Source organism: Marinobacter alexandrii (genome assembly GCA_039984955.1).
Taxonomy (GTDB): domain Bacteria; phylum Bacteroidota; class Bacteroidia; order Cytophagales; family Cyclobacteriaceae; genus Ekhidna.
This window is the reverse complement of the sequence record JBDWTN010000006.1, coordinates 13,128-32,255: the sequence shown is the minus strand read 5'-3', so window position 1 is coordinate 32,255 and position 19,128 is coordinate 13,128. Positions and strand designations below refer to the sequence as shown.

Sequence of the window (19,128 nt, the reverse complement as noted above, 5' to 3'; positions counted from 1 at the left end):
AAGGATTGTCATTCTGAACGCATGTGAAGAATCTTTCAAATTTTTGATAACTAATTACCAATACTTATAGATTCTTCGTTCCTCAGAATGAAACTTTCGAAACGGTCTTATTCAATATCTAAGTCCGACTATTATTCTTTCCTGCCAGGTCTTTCCCTTGGCTTCTTGATGGTGAGAGGTGTTTCTACATTGGTGCCACCCACTGTTATTCTCACTGTGTATTCGCCTGAGACTAAATGGTAATCCCCATTTTCGGCTGCTTTGTAGTCTTCTTTCTGTTCATCTTCCAGCAGGTCTTTAAATGATTCATCTGTTTCCAATGGAAGCTCAAGTATGTTAAGCCCTTTATCAGCAGGGATATCCATACTACTTACTACCTGATCTTTGTAGACTATCTCCACTTTTCCATTTCCATTTCCATTGGAATAGAAAGCCACTTTCGTCTTGGCTTCAATTAGATCTCCCCATGCCCAGGTTTTTCTACCCCAGCGTGTGCTGAATGTGATATCGTCTATCGGGAATGCATGAAGCGTTTTGGCAATAATTGTATTATTAAGTTGTTGAACAATCGAAACATCCCCAATATATATGCCTCGTCCATGTGTACCCAATACGAGTTCTTTTTCTCTTGGATGTACGATTAAATCATGAACGGGCGTATTTGGCAACCCTTCTGCAAAAGCCTGATAGCTGCTACCTCCGTCTAGAGAAACATAAACCCCATGATCTGTTCCAACATAGATAATGTTTTCATTTTCGGGATCTTCTTTCACCACATTTACCGGTTCCATTGGAAGGTTGGCTGAGATATTTCTCCAGCTACTTCCATAGTTATCACTGACATAAACCATCGCTTGGAAATTATCCCATCGATAACCGTTGAAAGAAGCATAGACTCGTCCTTCTTTATGAGAAGAAGCTACCACAGTGCTCACCCAAAAATCATTAGGTAGTCCATTTGTTATTTTCGTCCAGCTATCACCTACGTTTTTTGATTTGTGAATCAATCCATCATCACTCCCCACGTAAATCAATCCAAAAGTGATCGGTGACTCAGAAATTGTAGTGAGCGTTCCATAACTCACATCTCCTTTTTTTCCACCTTTTGTAAGGTCTTTGCTCAAGGTTTCAAAACTCTCTCCTTTATTCATGGAGCGGTGGAATCGGTTACTTCCGAAATAGACAATGTCTTGATTATGGCTGGATAGAGCAATGGGCGCTTCCCAATTCCATCGGTACGGTGCATCGCCTAGTTTATGTCTTGGGGTGATATATTTTCTATCCCCAATTTCCGTGTTAATTCTAAAGTAGTTTCCAAATTGATAACCTGTGTAAACCGTTTCATTATCTCTTGTATCGATTGCTACCTGCATGCCATCACCCCCCATTATTCTTTCATATGGATAGCGACCTTCCTGATACCAGCTTCTCGAATACTCATAGGTACTTGGACCTTTCCATACACCATTATCCTGTAGCCCTCCATATACATTGTAAGGCTTGGCCATATCTATAGCAATAGAATAGAACTGTCCAACAGAAGGTGAGTTGCAATTTGTCCATGTTTCTCCAGTATCAAAGCTTATGTATACGCCTCCGTCATTTCCTAAAATCAGATGTCGAGGATTATTAGGATTGATCCAAATGGCATGATGATCCACGTGTACATTGCTTTCATTGATACTTTTAAACGTCTTGCCACCATCTTCCGAACGAACAATAGGCACGCCCATGGTATATATTACATCAGGGTTTTGAGCATCTACACGTACCTGACCAAAGTAATAACCATAGGAGAAAATCATGCTTTCAATGTAATCCTCATGCGTTTTTGTCCAGGTTTTACCTGCATCATTGGATCGATACATTTCACCACCTTTGACCGGCGTGTCAAAAAGGAGGGAGTTGGCATCTTCTGTGTATACAACTAAGTCAAGCGGTTTAACTTTACCTGCCTCTACATCTTTTTTAATGTCTACAGCATTGTATTCTCGAGGGAAACCATTGTTATCCAAGAACTTGTTAATGTCCTTGTTTTCAAGGGTCATGAATTCTTGCTTGCTCATACCTCTTAACTCATCTTTGCTCAAGCCTTCATCTTCATCACTTTCTTTCGGTCTCCTGTCTTGATTGTCTAGTATGGCATAGGCAATATTGGGATCAGAAGGAGCAAAAGAAAGACCTATGCGACCAGTCCCGTCAGTATCAGGGAATCCAGAATTATCAGAAATTTCAGACCAGTTACTTCCTCCGTCTTCTGATCGATAGATGGCAGTGCCAGGTCCGGCTTCTTCAAAATTCCATGCTTTTCGATCTTTTTCCCAGGCTGCCGCTATCAATATTTCGGGATTTTGGGGATGCATAATTAGGTCGACAATTCCGGTCCTGTTATTTACAAATAAAGTCTTGTTCCATGTATTTCCTCCATCAGTGGACTTATATACACCGCGCTCAGAATTTTCGGAATAAAGATGCCCGAGTGCTGCTACCCAGATAGTGTTGGGGCTCGAAGCGTGGATAAGGATGCGGCTGATATGGTGTGTTTCACCTAAGCCGATACTTTCCCAGTTCTCTCCATTGTCTGAGGATTTGAACATTCCATATCCAGAGTAGGATGATCGACTGGAATTATTTTCTCCTGAACCAACATAAATAATATCATTTTCCCAGTCCACTTCTACATCTCCAATGGTCATAACAATCTGATTATCAAAAATAGGTTCGAAGGAAGTACCGTTATTCTTCGTTTCCCATAGCGAACCAGATGCATATGCAGCATAGAAGTGTGAAGGATTATCTGGATCTACAGCTAAATCTACTACACGCCCACTCATGACTGTCGGGCCTGCATTTCTGAATGGGACATTTTTAACTAAAGAGTTTTTTTCAAGCTCTAAGCGTTGTTGGTAGCCCTCCCAGCGAGCTTCCGCTGAGGTCGAAGAAGGACGTTCACTTGATTTTTTCTTACGCTGAGCAGGTAAAATAATTGACATGCTCAAAAAGAGAAGTAGGTAAATGGTTCTCATGGGTTAGATTTTTTAATAAGTTAGTAAGTATAAAACTTTAACCTTGTGAAACCAACCCATAGATATATGAAGAAGCATATCTGGATTTTAATGGTTACGACCATTGCCTGCACAACCACAGTAGAGATAGATAAAAGCTCTTTAGCAGAAAAAGTAGTACCAGAAGCTGATTACACGCTTACCTCTGATCAGACGCATAACAAGTGGAGTCGAACAATTGATCCTATTTTGACAGTCAATTCAGGTGAAGTAGTGGAAATCAGTACCGAAGAGGCCACTGACGGTCAGTTTACCATAGATTCTGATACTTCAGATTTGATGAATCTGAGTTTTGATCCGATTCACCCATTAACAGGTCCAATCTTTATCAATGAGGCTATGCCAGGAGACGTAATCGCTGTTACGCTTCACAAAATTGAAATTGGAGATTGGGGGTGGACCGCTATCCTTCCTGGTTTCGGTTTTCTAGCGGAAGAATATACTGAGCCACATTTGAAAACTTTTGAATTGGCAGGGAAAAATAATGTTCGTTTTACGGATGGCATCAATATTCCTTTGAGACCATTTCCTGGTGTACTTGGGGTAGCTCCAGATACTGATTCATTATTATCTACTATTCCACCTAGGGCGAATGGCGGAAATATGGATGATCCAAACATCGTGGAAGGTACGACTGTGTATTTGCCTGTTTTCGTTGAAGGAGCTTTATTCTCAATTGGAGATGCTCATGCAGCACAGGGGTTAGGGGAAGTTTGTGGTACCGCAATAGAGGCGCCAATGAAATTTTTGGTGGAGATAGAACTTATAAAAGGTTCTAGCCTCGAAGAGCCTCAATATGAGAATGACGATGTATATGCTGTTACTGCTTTCGGAACAACGATTGATGAGGCTGCCAAAAAGGCAACTAGATATATGATTGAATACCTAAAGAAAAATCATGGATTGAGTGGTAATGATGCTTATATGCTATGTTCTTTGGCTGGGGATTTAAAAATAGCAGAGGTCGTAGATGTACCACATATGTTGGTCACCATGTCAATTAATAAAGAAGTTCTATCCAAATGATTACTATTTACCATAATCCTCGATGTAGCAAGAGTCGTCAAACATTAGACTTAATTGAAAAGGAAGGACATGATTTTGTTGTAAAGGAGTATTTAAAGAACCCTCCTACCAAAGATGAGTTGAAAAAAATCATAGACCTGCTTGAGATGAAACCCCTGGATCTTGTTAGAAAAGGAGAGGCAGAATTTAAAGAGCACTATAAAGGGAAAAATTTATCTGACGATGAATGGCTTGATGCGATGGTTAATCATCCAAAACTGATTGAACGGCCCATTGTACTTCACAAGCATAAGGCAATCATAGGTCGTCCTCCTGAAAATGTTCTAGCGCTTTTATGAATGAGCAATACACATGAAAGCAGTACTCATTGAAGAACTTGGAGGTCCTGAGAAACTTGTTTTTAGGGATCACAAAATAGAACCTCCGGGACCTGGAAGAGTCAATATAGAAGTTAAATATGCAGGTGTGAATTTCCCCGATTCACTAATCATACGAGGCAAGTATCAGTTTCAGCCCGATTTGCCATTTTCGCCGGGAGGAGAGGTTTCTGGGATTATAAAAGAAGTAGGACCAGATGTGACTGAATTCAAACCAGGTGATCGAGTGGCATCTGGTACCTCATGGGGAGGTTTTGCAGAAGAAGTACAGGGTTTTGCATTCAATACGCATAAACTTCCTGATAATGTGTCTTTTAGAGATGCTGCATCTGTACTTATGACTCACGGGACAGTGATACATGCTTTGAAAGATCGAGCAAAACTTCAACCTGGGGAAACACTTGCCATACTTGGAGCTTCAGGAGGAGTAGGAACAGCAGCCATTCAACTTGGGAAAATCTTGGGAGCAAATGTTATAGCCTGCACCTCTACAGATGAAAAGCTAGCTTTTTGTAAAAAGGTTGGAGCAGACATTCTGCATAAGTATACTATTGAAAACCTTAAGTCAGGAATTAAAGACTTAACGGGAGGCAAGGGAGCTGATGTGATATTTGATGCTGTAGGAGGCGGCTACTCCGAACAAGCATTTCGTGCTATTGCTCCAATGGGCAGACACCTGGTAATTGGATTTGCTTCGGGCTCTGTTCCTGCCATTCCTTGGAATCTTCCATTGCTAAAAAGTGCGTCAATCACAGGTGTTTTTTGGGGGAACTTTTTTAGAAACTACCCCAAAGAGAATAAGGAAAATATTGAAGAATTATTTCTGAGATTACAAAATGGGGAACTTATTCCTCATATCGATTCTGAATATCCATTGAAAGAAGCGTCTTATGCACTTCATAAGATTGAAAGTAGAAATGTCTTAGGGAAGACAATTATAAAGGTGAGTTAATCACAATTAACTCAGATCATATGCTGGGTATGTAATCCAACCTTCAATTTGTTGTTTAAACAATTACTTTAACCGTATTTAAACGCGATTTTCTTGTCATTTACAGGATATTTCGACAGTTTTATCGAATTGTTAAATAATTTTTAAAAACTCTACTATGATGAAAAACTACTTTAAGAGAATACTGTTGGTATTGGCCTTAGTGCTTCCCTTCAGTTTTCTGATGGCCCAAAATGTAAGGGTCAGTGGAACGGTCACGGATGCTTCGAATGGAGAGCCGATACCGGGAGTAACTGTACTAGTAAAAGGGACTACAAATGGTGCTATTACAGGGATTAATGGTGAATATGAATTAGCTGTTCCTTCGGGATCAACTCTTGTATTCTCTTCAATTGGCTATTCAAGTCAAGAAATAGAAGCTTCAGCAGCAGGTGATGTGGCTATGAAGACAGATGTAACCAACCTAGATGAGGTTGTAGTGACAGGGCTTGCGACTTCAGTTAAAAGATCTAACCTGGCTAATTCTGTAGCCTCGATATCCTCGGATCAACTTACAGGTATTACCAATCAATCTACATTGGATGGTAGCTTGTCTGGAAAATTCTTGGGTGCCGATATCAGAGCAAATTCAGGGGCTCCTGGTGGGGGTATCTCTATGCGATTAAGAGGAGTGACTTCCATTTTTGGAGATCAGCAACCATTATTTATTGTGGATGGTGTGTACGTTGATAACTCAACTACATCATTAGGTAACAACATTGTCTCTGAAGCAGCTGGAGGTGGAGCGCCATCAACGAATCAAGATGATGCGACTAATCGTATTGCAGATATTGACCCAGAAGATATCGAATCAATTGAAATACTCAAAGGAGCTTCTGCAGCAGCTATTTATGGTTCCAGAGCTGCTGGAGGTGTTGTTCTTATAACTACCAAAAGAGGTAAGAGTGGTAAGTCACAAACATCATTTTCTCAGACTATTGGATTTCGATCACCTACTCAGCTATTGGGAACACGAACATATAATGAAGATAGGATACGAGCAATCTTCGAAGACTCTGATGATCCAGCTTCAACAGATGCCGTTGAGCAAGCACAAATAGCTGCATTTAATAATAATGGAGTGAGAGATTATGAAGCTGAAATATTTGATAACGTTAGAGTATCAAGAACTTCTAGGTTATCAGTATCTGGCGGAGATCAGAAGACAGATTTCTTCTTTGGTTTGACGGTAAAAGATGAACCAGGATTAGTTGACAACACAGGTTACGAAAAAGAATCTGTACGGCTTAATGTAGGACATAAATTCAATGATTGGATTGATATCTATGTGACCAATAATTACATCAATTCTCAAACTGATAAAGGATTCTTTAACAACGGAAATCAAAACAGAACCGTAGGGTATGCATTGGCATTTACTTATCCATGGCAAGATTTGAGTCCTGTTGATGGAGTTTATCCTGCAGGTCCTGCGGGATCAAATGCATTAGAGACAGTGGCTGTAACAACGAATAGGGAAGAAGTGAATCGTTACATTGGAGGAATTACAACCAATGTGAAAATCCTTACTAAGGATGATAACCAGCTAAAACTTGTATTACAAGGGGGACTAGATCAATATTCTCTAAGAACAACAAGTATATTTCCTGGAACAATCTCTTATTTCAGACCAACAACATCTTTAGGAGGAGCTTCTATTTCAGGAAGCACAGTTAATACAAACTATAATATGACTGCATCACTAGTACATTCATATTTCCTAGATAATGGATTAAGCTTGACTACTCAAGCAGGTTACTTCCTTCAAAACTTTGATAAGAATACTGTTGTTACTACTGCGACGGGGCTTAATGGATCTCAGGTCAACCTAGGTCAGTCTGCAAATGTGGGTGTACAGCAAATCATTACACCACAGGAAGATCAAGGATTCTTCATTCAGGAAGAAGCTAACTATCAAGATAAATTAATTGCGACTTTGGGAATTAGAGGAGATAAGTCTACAAATAATGGAGATGCGGATAAATTATACTATTATCCAAAGGCAAGTTTAGCGATCAATCTTCATGAGTTTGATTTCTGGAATATAGACATACTGAATAATTTCAAACCTAGAATTGCTTACGGTGAGGCTGGGAGATTTTCTCAATTTAATCAGCGTTTCATTCTTACAAATCCGCAGTTTATTGGCGGAAATGCAGGTGTATCACCTGGGAATCTCCTAGGGGATGTTAATGTTGAACCTGAAAGACAGACGGAGTTAGAAGTAGGGGCGGATATAGGATTACTTGATAACCGAATTGGATTAACTGTTAATCTTTACAACAAGAAAATCAACGACGTATTGCTTCAGGCACAGAATGAGCCTTCTTCAGGATTTACTAATAGAGTTGTGAATGGTGCGGAACTTGAAAACAAGGGTATAGAAATAGGATTGAATGCTACTGTTATTCAAAATGATAATATTACCTGGAATTCAACTGTAAGATGGTGGAAGAATAAGTCAACAGTTACGAAACTTGATGTTCCTTCATTCACTACTGGTGGATTTGCAGCTTCTTTAGGAACTTATTTAATCAAAGAGGGGGAAAGTGCAACGCAAATTGTTGGGACTTACATCGCTGCGGATTGTGATAATTGTGATCCTGATGGCGATGGGTTTGCAGTCTATGGAAATGCTGAGCCTGATTTTCAAATGTCTTGGTTTAACCAGATCAGCTACGGAAACTTTGATTTAACATTTTTATGGCACTGGAAAAAAGGTGGTGATGCTATCAACTTGACAACATTGTTGTATGATCTAGCTGGAACTACATGGGATTATGATGATACTGGAATAGATCCTTCCGGAACATTAAGTAATGGTGATTATAGAGCAAGTCAAGCATTTGCCAATCCTGATCCATTAATTGAAGATGCAGGATATATTAGACTAAGAGAGATTGGATTGTTTTATACACTTCCAAGTGATTTAATTCCTCAATTATCTCAGGTTAAGGTAGGCGTGTCAGGAAGAAACTTAGTTAATATTTTCGATTACAATAGTTATGATCCTGAAGCTTCAAACTTTGGAAATAACGTGTTAGCTAATACGGTGGAGGTAACTCCATATGCTGCTAGCAAGTTTATCAACTTTCACTTAGATATTAAATTTTAATAGAAAGGACTTATAATTATGAAATCAATATATAACAAAATATTACTCTTATTTGTCCTGGTTGCGCTTTCAGCGTGCACTTTGGATGAGGTAGATAATCCTAATGCTCCCACAGTCACAAGTTTTGAAGAAGGAGCCTCTCAACAGGATTTAAGGTTGTTAACTACAGGTCTTGAGGCAGTTATGCGGAACGATCTTGGTTTTCATTATCAAACAGTAAGTATTCTTGGAAGAGAGTACAATGACCTGACTCAAGTTGATCCAAGGTATACAGGTGAGATTCTAAAAGGACCTCTAGATAACAACGGATTCCTTACAACACGTGCCTATGCAGCTTGGTATAAGATTGTTCAATCATCGAATCTATTGTTGACTGCAGTTGACAATTCGGTAACTACATTAAGTACAGAAGCATTGGATGGTTATCGTGGATATGCAAGAACAATGAAAGCATATGCTTTGTTGATGGTTGCTACTCGACAGTTTTCTAATGGAATTAGATTAGATGTAAATGATGCTGATGATTTAGGAGAATTTGTTTCATATGCAAATGCATTGACGGAGATTAGAACAATGTTAAATGATGCAAATACAGAGCTTCAGAATGCGGCAAGTGAGTTTGAAGATGATACAGATACGCCAGCTGATGAGTCACTAGGCGAATTTGATTTTGCTTTGAGTGGAGGCTTTGCAGGTTTTGATCAACCTGGTACATTAACGCTATTTAATAGAGCAATAGCTGCTAGAGTTGCTATATATCAAGATGATAAAGCTGGGGCACTCACACTGTTAACTGACTCATTTTTGGATGAAGCAGCGAGCTTGGATTTAGGCCCAGCACACGTTTTCGGATTGACAGGTAATGATATTGCCAATCCTTTATTTTATGTTCCAAACCAACAGCGTTATATGGCTCATCCGTCATTTGAGGCTGATGCAGAAGGAGGAGATACACGTGTTACCTCTAAAACAAATTTGTTTGATCCGGAAGATGATCCTGATCTGGGCCCAATTTCTATTTCCTTTGATGGACTTTCAGGTAATCTTCAAGTTGCTTTGTATTCAAGTAATACTGCTCCAGTTTCTATTATTAGAAATGAAGAATTGCTTCTTATTTATGCAGAAGCGAATATTGGAACTAACAATGCTGAGGCATTAAGGGTACTTAATATAATTAGAGCTGCTGCTGGACTTGGTGCATCTACGGCTAATGCTGCAGTCGAAGCGGAAGTGGAAGATGAAATGCTTACGCAACGTAGGTATTCGTTATTTGGAGAAGGTCACAGATGGGTCGATTTGAGAAGATACAATAGATTGAGTGATCTTCCAATTGACCGTGATGGAGACAATGCATTAGATGCATTCCCTACTCCTTTTGCAGAAAATCAATAAGATTAAAAACTACTTCAAAGTAAAGGCAACACTTACGTGTTGCCTTTTTTAGTTATCTACATTCACAAACTTGATGATACGTCTTAAGTCATTTTCATTTGTGAAGTGAAGGTTAGAGCCCTTGATATACTCTTTAAGTTCTTTTGAGTTTAGTATTTCTAAGTTCTTCTTCTTGCTGCCAGAGACTTCATAGATAACATCTTCCTTTTCTATGAAGAATTTTTCAATCACTTGAATTTTTTCATCAGTACTATTGACTAATGTTGGAGAAGTAGCTCTTTGTGGTGCGAAAACTACCTTCGATTTTAGGAGCTTTATTTCACCATCTTCTAATAACTCTGAAAATCCATAAATTTCTTCGCTTTCTGTAAAATGAAAATGATCCTTATTTATAAATCTTTCAGGTTTGAGTCTTTGAACACTAAACCACTCAAATTGATCTATGAAGCTCCCGTTTAGAGCTACTATTTTAGTATCTATAATGACTTCTAAATGATTTCGAACAAGGTCATACCTCATGTAATAAGCGACTAGTGAATCACCATTCTTAAGGAAAATGTTTCCGGCATTCCATTCTTCATCCGCATAGAACTGACCAATGGAAGTTAAGTGAGATGGAACAACATTTGTTACCAAAGAATTTTTACCAAAAAAGAATGGATTTAAGGTCGGTATTTGACCAATTAAAGTTTTAGAACATAAAAAGATCATAATGCAGAGAACAGAATTGCGTACCATAGATCAATGATACGCAATTAAGATTGCGGAGTTAATAATATTCACAACATCAATTCATAGGAATTTCAATAACCAACAACTGAGCATCTGTCTTAGATTTTATTTCAACGGATGAAGTTTCTAAAATACCCATCGCATCTCTTTTTCCTAACTTCTCCCCCAGAACTTCCGCTTCTCCATCAATCACAAAAACATAAATACCATTACCTTCTTTATTTATGTGATAATTGATAGTGTTGTTTGTATCAACATCAGCAAGCGAAAGCCAAGCATCTTGATTGATCCAAAGAGCACTATCATCGCCGGGAGATACTACCGTTTGAAATGCGTTCTTCCTATCATCAACATGGAAGAATTTCTGATCATATCTAGGTACTATATTCTTTTCCTTAGGAAATATCCAGATTTGTAAAAAGTTGACTTCATCTGTTTTACTGGCATTGTACTCAGAATGTGTTATGCCACTTCCTGCGCTCATGATTTGAATTTCACCTACGTTAATCACTTTTTCAGTTCCAGTACTATCGCGGTGAGCCAATGCTCCCTTAAGAGGAATAGATACAATTTCCATATTGTCATGGGGGTGATTTGGAAATCCAGCACCTCCAATTACAATATCATCATTCAATACCCTAAGTAATCCAAAGTGAATACGTTCTGGGTTGTAGTACTGACCAAAACTGAATGTGTGTTGACTATTTAGCCATCCAAAATTGGCGGTTCCTCTCGAATCTGCTTTATGAATAACCGTTTTCATTGTTTTCCTTTCTTTTATTTAATGATGAATATTTATACGTAATTACATTATATGTAGTTACATATAAATAACCCTTTAGAATTTTTATACCTTTGTGGAATAATTTCAAAAGAATGAATAATAATGAATTGTTGTTGACAATTCGTTGAATAGATTCAGAGATAAGAAGAGGTTTCTATTGCTTAATAGAAATTATATTTTGATTTTTTAAAACCGATTAATACAATGAAAGCTAAAGCGAACGACAAGGTAAAAGTACATTACACAGGAAAACTTACTTCTGGTGAGGTTTTCGATTCTTCAGAGGGACGTGAACCATTGGAGTTTACACTAGGTGGAGGTCAAATGATTAAAGGGTTTGATGAAGCAGTAGATGGGATGGAATTAAACGAAAAGAAGACGGTGACTATACCTTCACAAGAAGCTTATGGTGAACGAAAAGATGAATTAATACAAGAGGTGCCTAAGGATCAACTTCCTGAAGAAATGAAGCCAGAAGTGGGACAGAAATTGGTTGCTACAAATGATCTTGGACATCAGACACAGGTGAATGTTACGGCAGTTTCAGAAGAAGTAATCACAGTAGATGCCAATCATGATCTAGCTGGTAAAGATCTTGTTTTCGATATAGAACTAGTTGAGATCGCATAGGTTCACTAAGTAAATAGACCTTCGAAGAGGCTAATGATTTAGCCTCTTTTTTTATGTAATTTTTATTGTAAATTCCATTCTACCTTTCCTAATTCCATTGCTAGTGCAATCAAATACATACATGAAGTACGTTTTTCTTGTTTTTTTGTCAATAATTGTTTCCTTGAACCTCGTAGGGCAACAAAGCTTGGACAGTGCAACAATGGACAGTGTTCAACGTAGAATTGAAAGTCTCAATCAGCAGTTGAGTACATATGAACGTTTGCTATTGAGCAATAGACAAAAGAGAAAACAAGATTCTCTTGCTCGAGTAGATCTCATGAAGAGAATTCAATTACTCCAAGAGAGTGGAGAGGTGAATCAGGCTAGCCTGAAAGAGCAAATCAAAGAAATAGAGCGAAGAGATTCTATCAGAAATGCTGAGCAAAAAAATAGGGTTCTCAAACTAAAAGAAAGTAATAAAGGGTTTAGTGTGACCCCTTATGGTGATTCTTTATTTACCATATATACTAAGCTTGGGCCTGTGATGGCTGAGGCCCGAGCAGCGAATGTTACTGAGAAAATTGAACTGCTCATTCGTGACGATTACTTCTATTCAGACTCTTTATACATAGAAGAACAAGAAGGTACGATTGATCTGATGTACCAGAATCTTATAGTAACCAGTATTTCTGACTGGGATGCCCTGTGGATAGATGGAGAATCAAAAGAGAGCCTAGCATTGGCTTATAAAGAGCGAATAGTTTCTTTCGTTACTTCTGAGCGAAACAGAAGTACGGTAAAAAATATTGCAGCACGTATAGGGCTTGTGTTTCTCATTATTGGTGTAGCAATATTGATTATTTACTTTCTCAATAGGCTGTTTACAGGGCTTCAAGGTTGGATGGTAATCAATAAGAAAAAATATTTCACTGGGATCAAAGTTCGTAACTATGAATTTCTTCCTCCGGAAAGGCAGTTGGATGCAAGTGTTCGAACTGTTGGAATATTGAAGTGGGCATTTTTTGCAGTGGTACTATACTTTTCACTGCCTGTCATTTTTGGACTATTTCCATTTACAAAAAATTGGGCAGAGACATTGATGGGTTGGGTTTTGAGTCCAGCCAAAAACATTTTCATGTCCTTTTGGAACTACCTGCCCAATGCTTTTACCATTGCTGTTATTTATGTTATCACTAAGTACCTTATTCGGTTCTTAAAGTTTATTTCTTCAGAAATAGAATCTAGTAGACTTAAAATCATAGGATTTCATGAAGACTGGGCTATGCCTACCTACAACATTGTGAAATTTCTGGTTTATGCGTTCATGTTTGTGGTCATATTTCCTTATCTGCCAGGATCAGATTCAGATATTTTTAAGGGTGTCTCCGTGTTTCTAGGGATTCTATTTTCATTAGGATCTTCTTCAGCGATTGCCAATGCTGTAGCTGGATTGGTTATTACCTATATGCGTCCGTTTCGATTAGGAGATCGAGTCAAAATAGGAGAGATAACTGGACAAGTAGTAGAAAAGACACTCTTAGTCACAAGAGTGCGAACAACAAAAAATGAAGATATCACTGTCCCCAATTCAGCTATTCTTACAGGACACACAGTCAACTATACTTCTAGCAGTAAGCAACTAGGATTAATCCTACACACTTCTGTTACCATTGGTTATGACGTGCCGTGGCGAAAAGTTCACGAACTTTTGGTAGAGGCGGCAGTAGCCACTGAAGGAGTGAATATCAGTAAAGAGCCGTTTGTTTTACAAACGAGCCTAGATGATTGGTATGTTGCCTATCAGCTCAATGCATTCACTGATGTTCCAGAACAAATGCCTCGAATTTATTCGGATCTTCATGCCAATATTCAGGATAAATTCAATGAAGCTGGTGTTGAAATAATGTCACCGCACTATCGTGCGGTAAGGGATGGTAATCAATCTACCATTCCAAAGATTAAGTAGTAGTTCCTAAATACTCTGTGAGTAGTTTGAGTTTAAATCCAGTATTTGAAAGGAAATTGACGTTTAACTGGATTATTGAATGATTCAACGAGGATAATAGTTAGTTAAACTGATTCTTTCGAGATCTACACAAGATCATTATTATGTTTATATGCGGATTTGATGTTTTTGTTAAGAAAACTACTTTGAAGACCATCTAATAATTAGAGAATTGATGGAACCCGTTTTAGACGATTTAAATAATTGATTCATCTAAACAAAGAGACATTTTACTGCAGACCGTTGCAAAAACGGTTTGTTTGAAATACTTTGACGAAGAATTAGCTACCACCTAATGAAAAGAATAACAATACTATTTAGTGCTGTAATGGTGTTTTCTTTGCATTACTCCGTTGCAAGCAAAAAAATTGCAAAAACTCCGCTAGAGGAATCTGTAGATCCCATCAATCTATCAGGTAATGTTGCTGTTTGTTCAACTACACTTGATCAAGTGGCTAACCCTACATTCACCTCCTATTTTTCTGGATTACTGATTACAGAAAACTGGCCTGCCCGCTGGACATGTGGAAATTGGTCTCAGACGGAGGGCTGGTTATACATATCAGCGGATATCTCCATTTTCCTTGCGTATCTATCTATTCCAATTATGCTTTTATGGTTTATTAGAAAGAAACAGTTGGGGAGGACCAGGTGGCTCATTGCTTTGTTTGGTGCATTTATTCTTCTCTGCGGTTTTACCCACCTTATTGACGTGGTACTTTTCTGGGAACCTATGTACCGTCTAAGCGGATTTTCTAAGTTATTAACAGGCTTAGTGTCTGTAACCACAGCTACTGTGCTAGGGTTCGTGATACCAAAAGCGCTGGAATTTAAAAGCCCGGATGTGCTTCAAGCCGAGATTGATGACAGAAAAAATCTTCAAAATCAATTTGAATTATTTGTAAAATATTCACCAGGAGCTATAGCTATGCTGGATAAGGATATGAAATACATCATGGTTAATGATGGATGGTACGAGGATTATGGATTGGTAGGAAGAGATATCATCGGTAAATCACACTATGATATTTTTCCCGAAATCAAAGAAATGCCGAATTGGTTGGATGACCACCGCAAAGCCTTATCTGGAGAGACGCTTAAAAAAGACCTGGACACTTTCGGAAATGGAGATGATGTTACCTATTTAAGCTGGCAATTAAGGCCATGGATGAAGGCAGATGGTTCTGTAGGAGGCATTATGATGTTCACTGAAATACTGACGGATGAAGTGATAATTAAGAAACGACTGAAAGATAGTGAGGCAAGATTTGAAAACCTTTTTGACAAAGCAATGATTGGAATTGCGTTGGTTGGTGGTGATGGAAAGCCTTTTTTAGTAAATGATCAGCTGTGCACAATCCTTGGATATTCAAAAGAAGAACTGGCAGAAATGCCATTCACCGAATTCACACATCCGGAAGATATTGAAAAAGATTGGGGATTATATACCAAACTGTTAGAGAAAGAAATTGATAGTTATACCATTGAGAAAAGATATTTTTCAAAGGGAGGAGATACGGTTTTTGCTAAGTTAAATGTGACCCTTGTAGAGCCGGGTACAGATAATCAATATGCATTAGCCATGGTGGAAGACTTGACGAAAACAGAGGAGGCACTGCAAAAAGGAAAAGTTATGGAGCAAAAGGCTCAGATGTTCAATAACCTCTTTACGGAGATTTCATCAATCGCCAAAATTGGTACTTGGGAGGTAGATCTCAACAGTGGAAAGTGTGCTTGGAGCTATGAAGTGTATGAAATTCATGAGGAAGATCCAAGAAAAGAAATTCGGGTAGAAGAAGGTATAAATTATTATCATCCAGATGATCGAGATATTATTCAGGAAGCTATTAATAGATCCATTGCAGAGGAGGTTTCTTGGGATCTTGAATTGAGAATCATTACTACAAAAGGAAATGAAAGATGGGTTAGAGCATTAGGCAGGCCAATTTATGAAGAAGATGAAATAGTTAAGCTACAAGGACTATTTCAAGACATAGATATAAAGAAGCGTTATGAATTGGAGATCATAGAATCGAGGAAAAACCTTGAAAATCTGGTGAATCAACGAACCCTTGATCTTAAAACCGCAAATGAAGAATTAGAGTCTTTCTCGTATTCGGTTTCCCATGATTTACGAGCACCACTAAGAGCTATTAGTGGTTTTTCTGAAGCTTTGGTAGAAGATTATGCAGAGACACTTCCAGCAGAAGCAAACCAATACTTAAGTAGAATTTCTGCCAACAGCAATAAGATGGGTGAGCTCATTGATGATCTTTTGGAATTTAGTCGAATGAATAGAAATGAAGCCAATTTCTCAGAGATTGATTTGAATAAATTGGTGGAAAAGCTAATGAATGATCTATTTCTTGATTCAGTGGATATAGTGACGGTTGAGACTCTTCCACAAATAAATGGAGATAGAGAAATGCTTGCGCAAGTATTTGTGAATTTGTTGTCCAATGCAATAAAGTATAGTTCGAAGGAAGAAAATCCTAATATTATTCTTTCTTCTATTGAAGAAAAACTATCTTATGTAATATCAGTTAAAGATAACGGCGTTGGGTTCAATATGGACTACTCCGATAAGTTGTTTCAGGTATTTCAACGACTGCATAGTGAAACAGAATTCGAAGGAACTGGTGTTGGACTTTCGCTTTGTGGCAAGATCATGAAAGCGCACCATGGTGAAATATGGGCTGAGGCAGAAGAAGGAAAAGGAGCCACTTTTTATTTAAGATTTAAAAAGACCTAATATGGGATTGACCAATGATGTTCAGGTAGTGCTTGTAGAAGATAGTGTTGATGATGCTGAATTAACTATGAGATCATTGAAGAATTCAAATTTTGCTAATGAAATAACATGGTTAAAGGATGGTGAGGATGCTATTAACTATTTGCAAGGCAAGGGGAAATATGCTGACAGAGATATTACCATAAAACCTAAACTCATCTTACTGGACTTAAAACTCCCGAAACTGAGTGGAATTCAAGTATTAGAGCGAATAAAAAAAGACAAAAATTTAGATAAAATACCTGTAGTAGTCATGACTTCATCTAAGGAGAATAGTGATTTGAAAAGGTGCTATGAACTGGGAGCGAACAGTTACGTAGTAAAGCCGATAAACTTTTCAAAATTCATGGAAGTTACCAAAGAGATAAGCATGTATTGGGTATTGATTAACCAAATTCCAAATTCTTAAATTGTTTGATATGAAAAAAAATTAGCCACCTAAAACAAAAGCCAACTTATGACCACCTGGAAAGATAGAATAGAGATTCTTCATCTAGAAGATAACCCGGATGATATCGATTTATTAAGCCTTACGCTGAAACGATCGAATCTTGATTATCAATTAAAGAGTATCTCTACCAAAGAAGATTTTGAAAAAGAGGACCTGACTCATTTTGATGTTGTGATCAGCGATTACAATCTTAAAAATTATGACGGACTTTCCGCGATTAAGCGGATACGCGAGTTAGATAGCACAAAACCAGTAATTCTATTATCTGGTACAGTGGGTGAGGAGTTAGCAACAGATTTGCTTCGTGCTGGAGCAAATGACTTCATTCTTAAATCTAATTTGAAAAAGATTCCTATAGCTATAGAGCGTGCATTGCATGAGTGCTCTATGAGTAAGGAGAAACAAAAGTTTCAACGAGAGTTAGTTGAAAAGAACCTCATATTAGATACCATCTTTGACAGTTTTGCTGATATGATTTTCCTCAAAAATAATGATGGGGAATACTTGAAAGTTAACAAGGCTTTTTGTGATTTTTTCAAAGTCCATGCAGATGAAATAGTGGGTAAAAAAGAGGAAGAAATATTTCCGGAAAATATATCAGATAAGGCTATTGAAAATGATGAGTTCGTCAAATTTACTGGAAAGTCTGTAGCATATGAAATAGACTTTATCCATGATGGCTCCAGGAAAATTATTGAGATTACTAAAACGCCGATCATTGATGAAGGAGAAGTTGATGGTATTGTAGGTGAATGCAGAGACATCACCAAGCAGAAAACCTCCCTAGAGGAGACTATAAAAGCTAAATCAATTCTTAGTCAGGCAGAGTTATTGACACGTTCGGGAAGCTTTGAATATGACGCTGACTTAGATGTATTAAGCTGCAGCGGAAACTTTAAGCGTATGATGAACCTTAATATTGAAGGAGATAAGATTTCTTTCCGCAAATTTTCTCAGTTAATCAAAGAAGAAGATCGGGATATTTTTGCTGAAGGAATCAATAGATGTATCAATAAGCATGAAGAATATCATAGCGAACATCGGTTCAATATCAATCAAAAAGACGATAGTATCATAGGTCATTTCAAAGTCGTACTACGGCCTGATTATAAGGATGATAAAGGAGTGAGATACTACGGGACAGTAGTGGATGTGACAGCAGATCACGAAAATCAGATATATCAAATGAACAAACAAGAACGAGATCGTAAAGATCTTGCAAGAGAACTTCATGATAATCTCGGTCAGAAAATGAATGGAATATCCATGTTTATAAGTCAAATTTCTGATAATACACCGGACAATAAGGGTTTATTAAAAGTCAAGAATCTGGTACACGAAACGATTGATGACTTGGGTTATCTGATCAACAATATTTCAGTCAAACAGATTGAAGAACATAGCTTGGATTATGCAATTGATAAGTTGATTGGATACATGCCCGAGTCTATTACAGTCAAGAGTGATTATAAAATCACGGAAGATGAACTTTCCCCATTCGTTAAGTCGCAGATTTATCGGGTTATTCAAGAAACGTTGAACAATGTTGCGAAATACAGCGAAGCTTCAGAAGTCAAAATGGATTTGCATCAAGATGGGGGGATTGTTAGTTTAAATATTGAGGATGATGGAGTAGGTTTTGCCGTGGATCAGGTTTTGAATGGAAATGGACTTCAAAATATTACTCATAGGGTTCGTCATAGCAATGGATTGGTAAATATTGATTCGCAAAAAGGAAAAGGGACACGAGTAACGGTGAAAATGCCTGTAAGTTAATTTTTATGTCT

The 19,128-nt window shown here is 37.9% G+C and carries 13 protein-coding genes; 10 read left to right on the top strand and 3 right to left on the bottom strand.

Translation table 11 applies throughout. The features are described from left to right. Positions 1-131: 131 nt before the first annotated feature. Positions 132-3,026 (bottom strand): hypothetical protein, encoded by a 2,895-nt coding sequence (locus ABJQ32_04825; GenBank protein MEP5288949.1) that lies wholly within the window; start codon positions 3,024-3,026, stop codon positions 132-134. A gap of 66 nt (positions 3,027-3,092) precedes the next feature. Between ABJQ32_04825 and ABJQ32_04820 the strand changes: the two genes are divergently transcribed. From ABJQ32_04820 to ABJQ32_04800, 5 genes are all read left to right on the top strand, one after another. Then, positions 3,093-4,091, top strand: coding sequence for an acetamidase/formamidase family protein (locus ABJQ32_04820; protein ID MEP5288948.1), 999 nt, complete (start codon positions 3,093-3,095; stop codon positions 4,089-4,091). Then, entirely contained in the window at positions 4,082-4,429 is a 348-nt protein-coding gene (gene arsC, locus ABJQ32_04815; GenBank protein ID MEP5288947.1) for an arsenate reductase (glutaredoxin), read from the top strand. The genes ABJQ32_04820 and arsC overlap by 10 nt, the downstream gene beginning before the upstream one ends. Before the next feature lie 13 nt (positions 4,430-4,442). Next, entirely contained in the window at positions 4,443-5,420 is a 978-nt protein-coding gene (locus ABJQ32_04810) for an NADPH:quinone oxidoreductase family protein (GenBank protein MEP5288946.1), read from the top strand. Positions 5,421-5,580: 160 nt separating this feature from the next. Beyond that, positions 5,581-8,574 carry a SusC/RagA family TonB-linked outer membrane protein gene (locus ABJQ32_04805; GenBank protein MEP5288945.1) on the top strand — a complete coding sequence of 998 codons (2,994 nt, stop codon included), beginning with the start codon at positions 5,581-5,583 and terminating at the stop codon, positions 8,572-8,574. Positions 8,575-8,592: 18 nt separating this feature from the next. After that, positions 8,593-9,966, top strand: a complete 1,374-nt coding sequence (locus ABJQ32_04800) for a RagB/SusD family nutrient uptake outer membrane protein (protein ID MEP5288944.1) — start codon at positions 8,593-8,595, stop codon at positions 9,964-9,966. 48 nt (positions 9,967-10,014) lie between these two features. On the opposite strand, the gene ABJQ32_04795 is transcribed toward ABJQ32_04800, so the two are convergent. Both ABJQ32_04795 and ABJQ32_04790 read right to left on the bottom strand, forming a co-directional pair. After that, complete coding sequence (locus tag ABJQ32_04795) at positions 10,015-10,677, bottom strand: hypothetical protein (protein ID MEP5288943.1); 663 nt, start codon at positions 10,675-10,677, stop codon at positions 10,015-10,017. A 76-nt stretch (positions 10,678-10,753) separates the two neighbouring features. Further along, the gene (locus ABJQ32_04790) at positions 10,754-11,461 is read right to left on the bottom strand and encodes a pirin family protein (protein MEP5288942.1); all 708 of its coding nucleotides are present in this window, start codon (positions 11,459-11,461) and stop codon (positions 10,754-10,756) included. 225 nt (positions 11,462-11,686) lie between these two features. Between ABJQ32_04790 and ABJQ32_04785 the strand changes: the two genes are divergently transcribed. The 5 genes from ABJQ32_04785 (at position 11,687) to ABJQ32_04765 (ending at position 19,117) form a co-directional block, all read left to right on the top strand. Next, complete coding sequence (locus tag ABJQ32_04785) at positions 11,687-12,112, top strand: peptidylprolyl isomerase (GenBank protein ID MEP5288941.1); 426 nt, start codon at positions 11,687-11,689, stop codon at positions 12,110-12,112. A 121-nt stretch (positions 12,113-12,233) separates the two neighbouring features. Next, positions 12,234-14,060, top strand: a complete 1,827-nt coding sequence (locus tag ABJQ32_04780) for a mechanosensitive ion channel family protein (protein MEP5288940.1) — start codon at positions 12,234-12,236, stop codon at positions 14,058-14,060. A gap of 334 nt (positions 14,061-14,394) precedes the next feature. After that, on the top strand, positions 14,395-16,851 hold the full coding sequence (locus tag ABJQ32_04775; protein MEP5288939.1) for a PAS domain S-box protein: 2,457 nt from the start codon (positions 14,395-14,397) through the stop codon (positions 16,849-16,851). Position 16,852: 1 nt separating this feature from the next. Beyond that, entirely contained in the window at positions 16,853-17,299 is a 447-nt protein-coding gene (locus ABJQ32_04770) for a response regulator (GenBank protein MEP5288938.1), read from the top strand. Between the two features lie 48 nt (positions 17,300-17,347). Next, on the top strand, positions 17,348-19,117 hold the full coding sequence (locus tag ABJQ32_04765; GenBank protein ID MEP5288937.1) for a PAS domain-containing protein: 1,770 nt from the start codon (positions 17,348-17,350) through the stop codon (positions 19,115-19,117). The last annotated feature ends 11 nt before the right edge of the window (positions 19,118-19,128 follow it).

Bases quoted from the DNA above. Each gene is read 5' to 3' on its own strand.
- ABJQ32_04825 (MEP5288949.1), bottom strand. From the start codon at position 3,026: ATGAGAACCATTTACCTACTTCTCTTTTTGAGCATGTCAATTATTTTA.
- ABJQ32_04820 (MEP5288948.1), top strand. From the start codon at position 3,093: ATGAAGAAGCATATCTGGATTTTAATGGTTACGACCATTGCCTGCACA.
- ABJQ32_04810 (MEP5288946.1), top strand. From the start codon at position 4,443: ATGAAAGCAGTACTCATTGAAGAACTTGGAGGTCCTGAGAAACTTGTT.
- ABJQ32_04805 (MEP5288945.1), top strand. From the start codon at position 5,581: ATGAAAAACTACTTTAAGAGAATACTGTTGGTATTGGCCTTAGTGCTT.
- ABJQ32_04800 (MEP5288944.1), top strand. From the start codon at position 8,593: ATGAAATCAATATATAACAAAATATTACTCTTATTTGTCCTGGTTGCG.
- ABJQ32_04795 (MEP5288943.1), bottom strand. From the start codon at position 10,677: ATGATCTTTTTATGTTCTAAAACTTTAATTGGTCAAATACCGACCTTA.
- ABJQ32_04790 (MEP5288942.1), bottom strand. From the start codon at position 11,461: ATGAAAACGGTTATTCATAAAGCAGATTCGAGAGGAACCGCCAATTTT.
- ABJQ32_04785 (MEP5288941.1), top strand. From the start codon at position 11,687: ATGAAAGCTAAAGCGAACGACAAGGTAAAAGTACATTACACAGGAAAA.
- ABJQ32_04780 (MEP5288940.1), top strand. From the start codon at position 12,234: ATGAAGTACGTTTTTCTTGTTTTTTTGTCAATAATTGTTTCCTTGAAC.
- ABJQ32_04775 (MEP5288939.1), top strand. From the start codon at position 14,395: ATGAAAAGAATAACAATACTATTTAGTGCTGTAATGGTGTTTTCTTTG.
- ABJQ32_04770 (MEP5288938.1), top strand. From the start codon at position 16,853: ATGGGATTGACCAATGATGTTCAGGTAGTGCTTGTAGAAGATAGTGTT.
- ABJQ32_04765 (MEP5288937.1), top strand. From the start codon at position 17,348: ATGACCACCTGGAAAGATAGAATAGAGATTCTTCATCTAGAAGATAAC.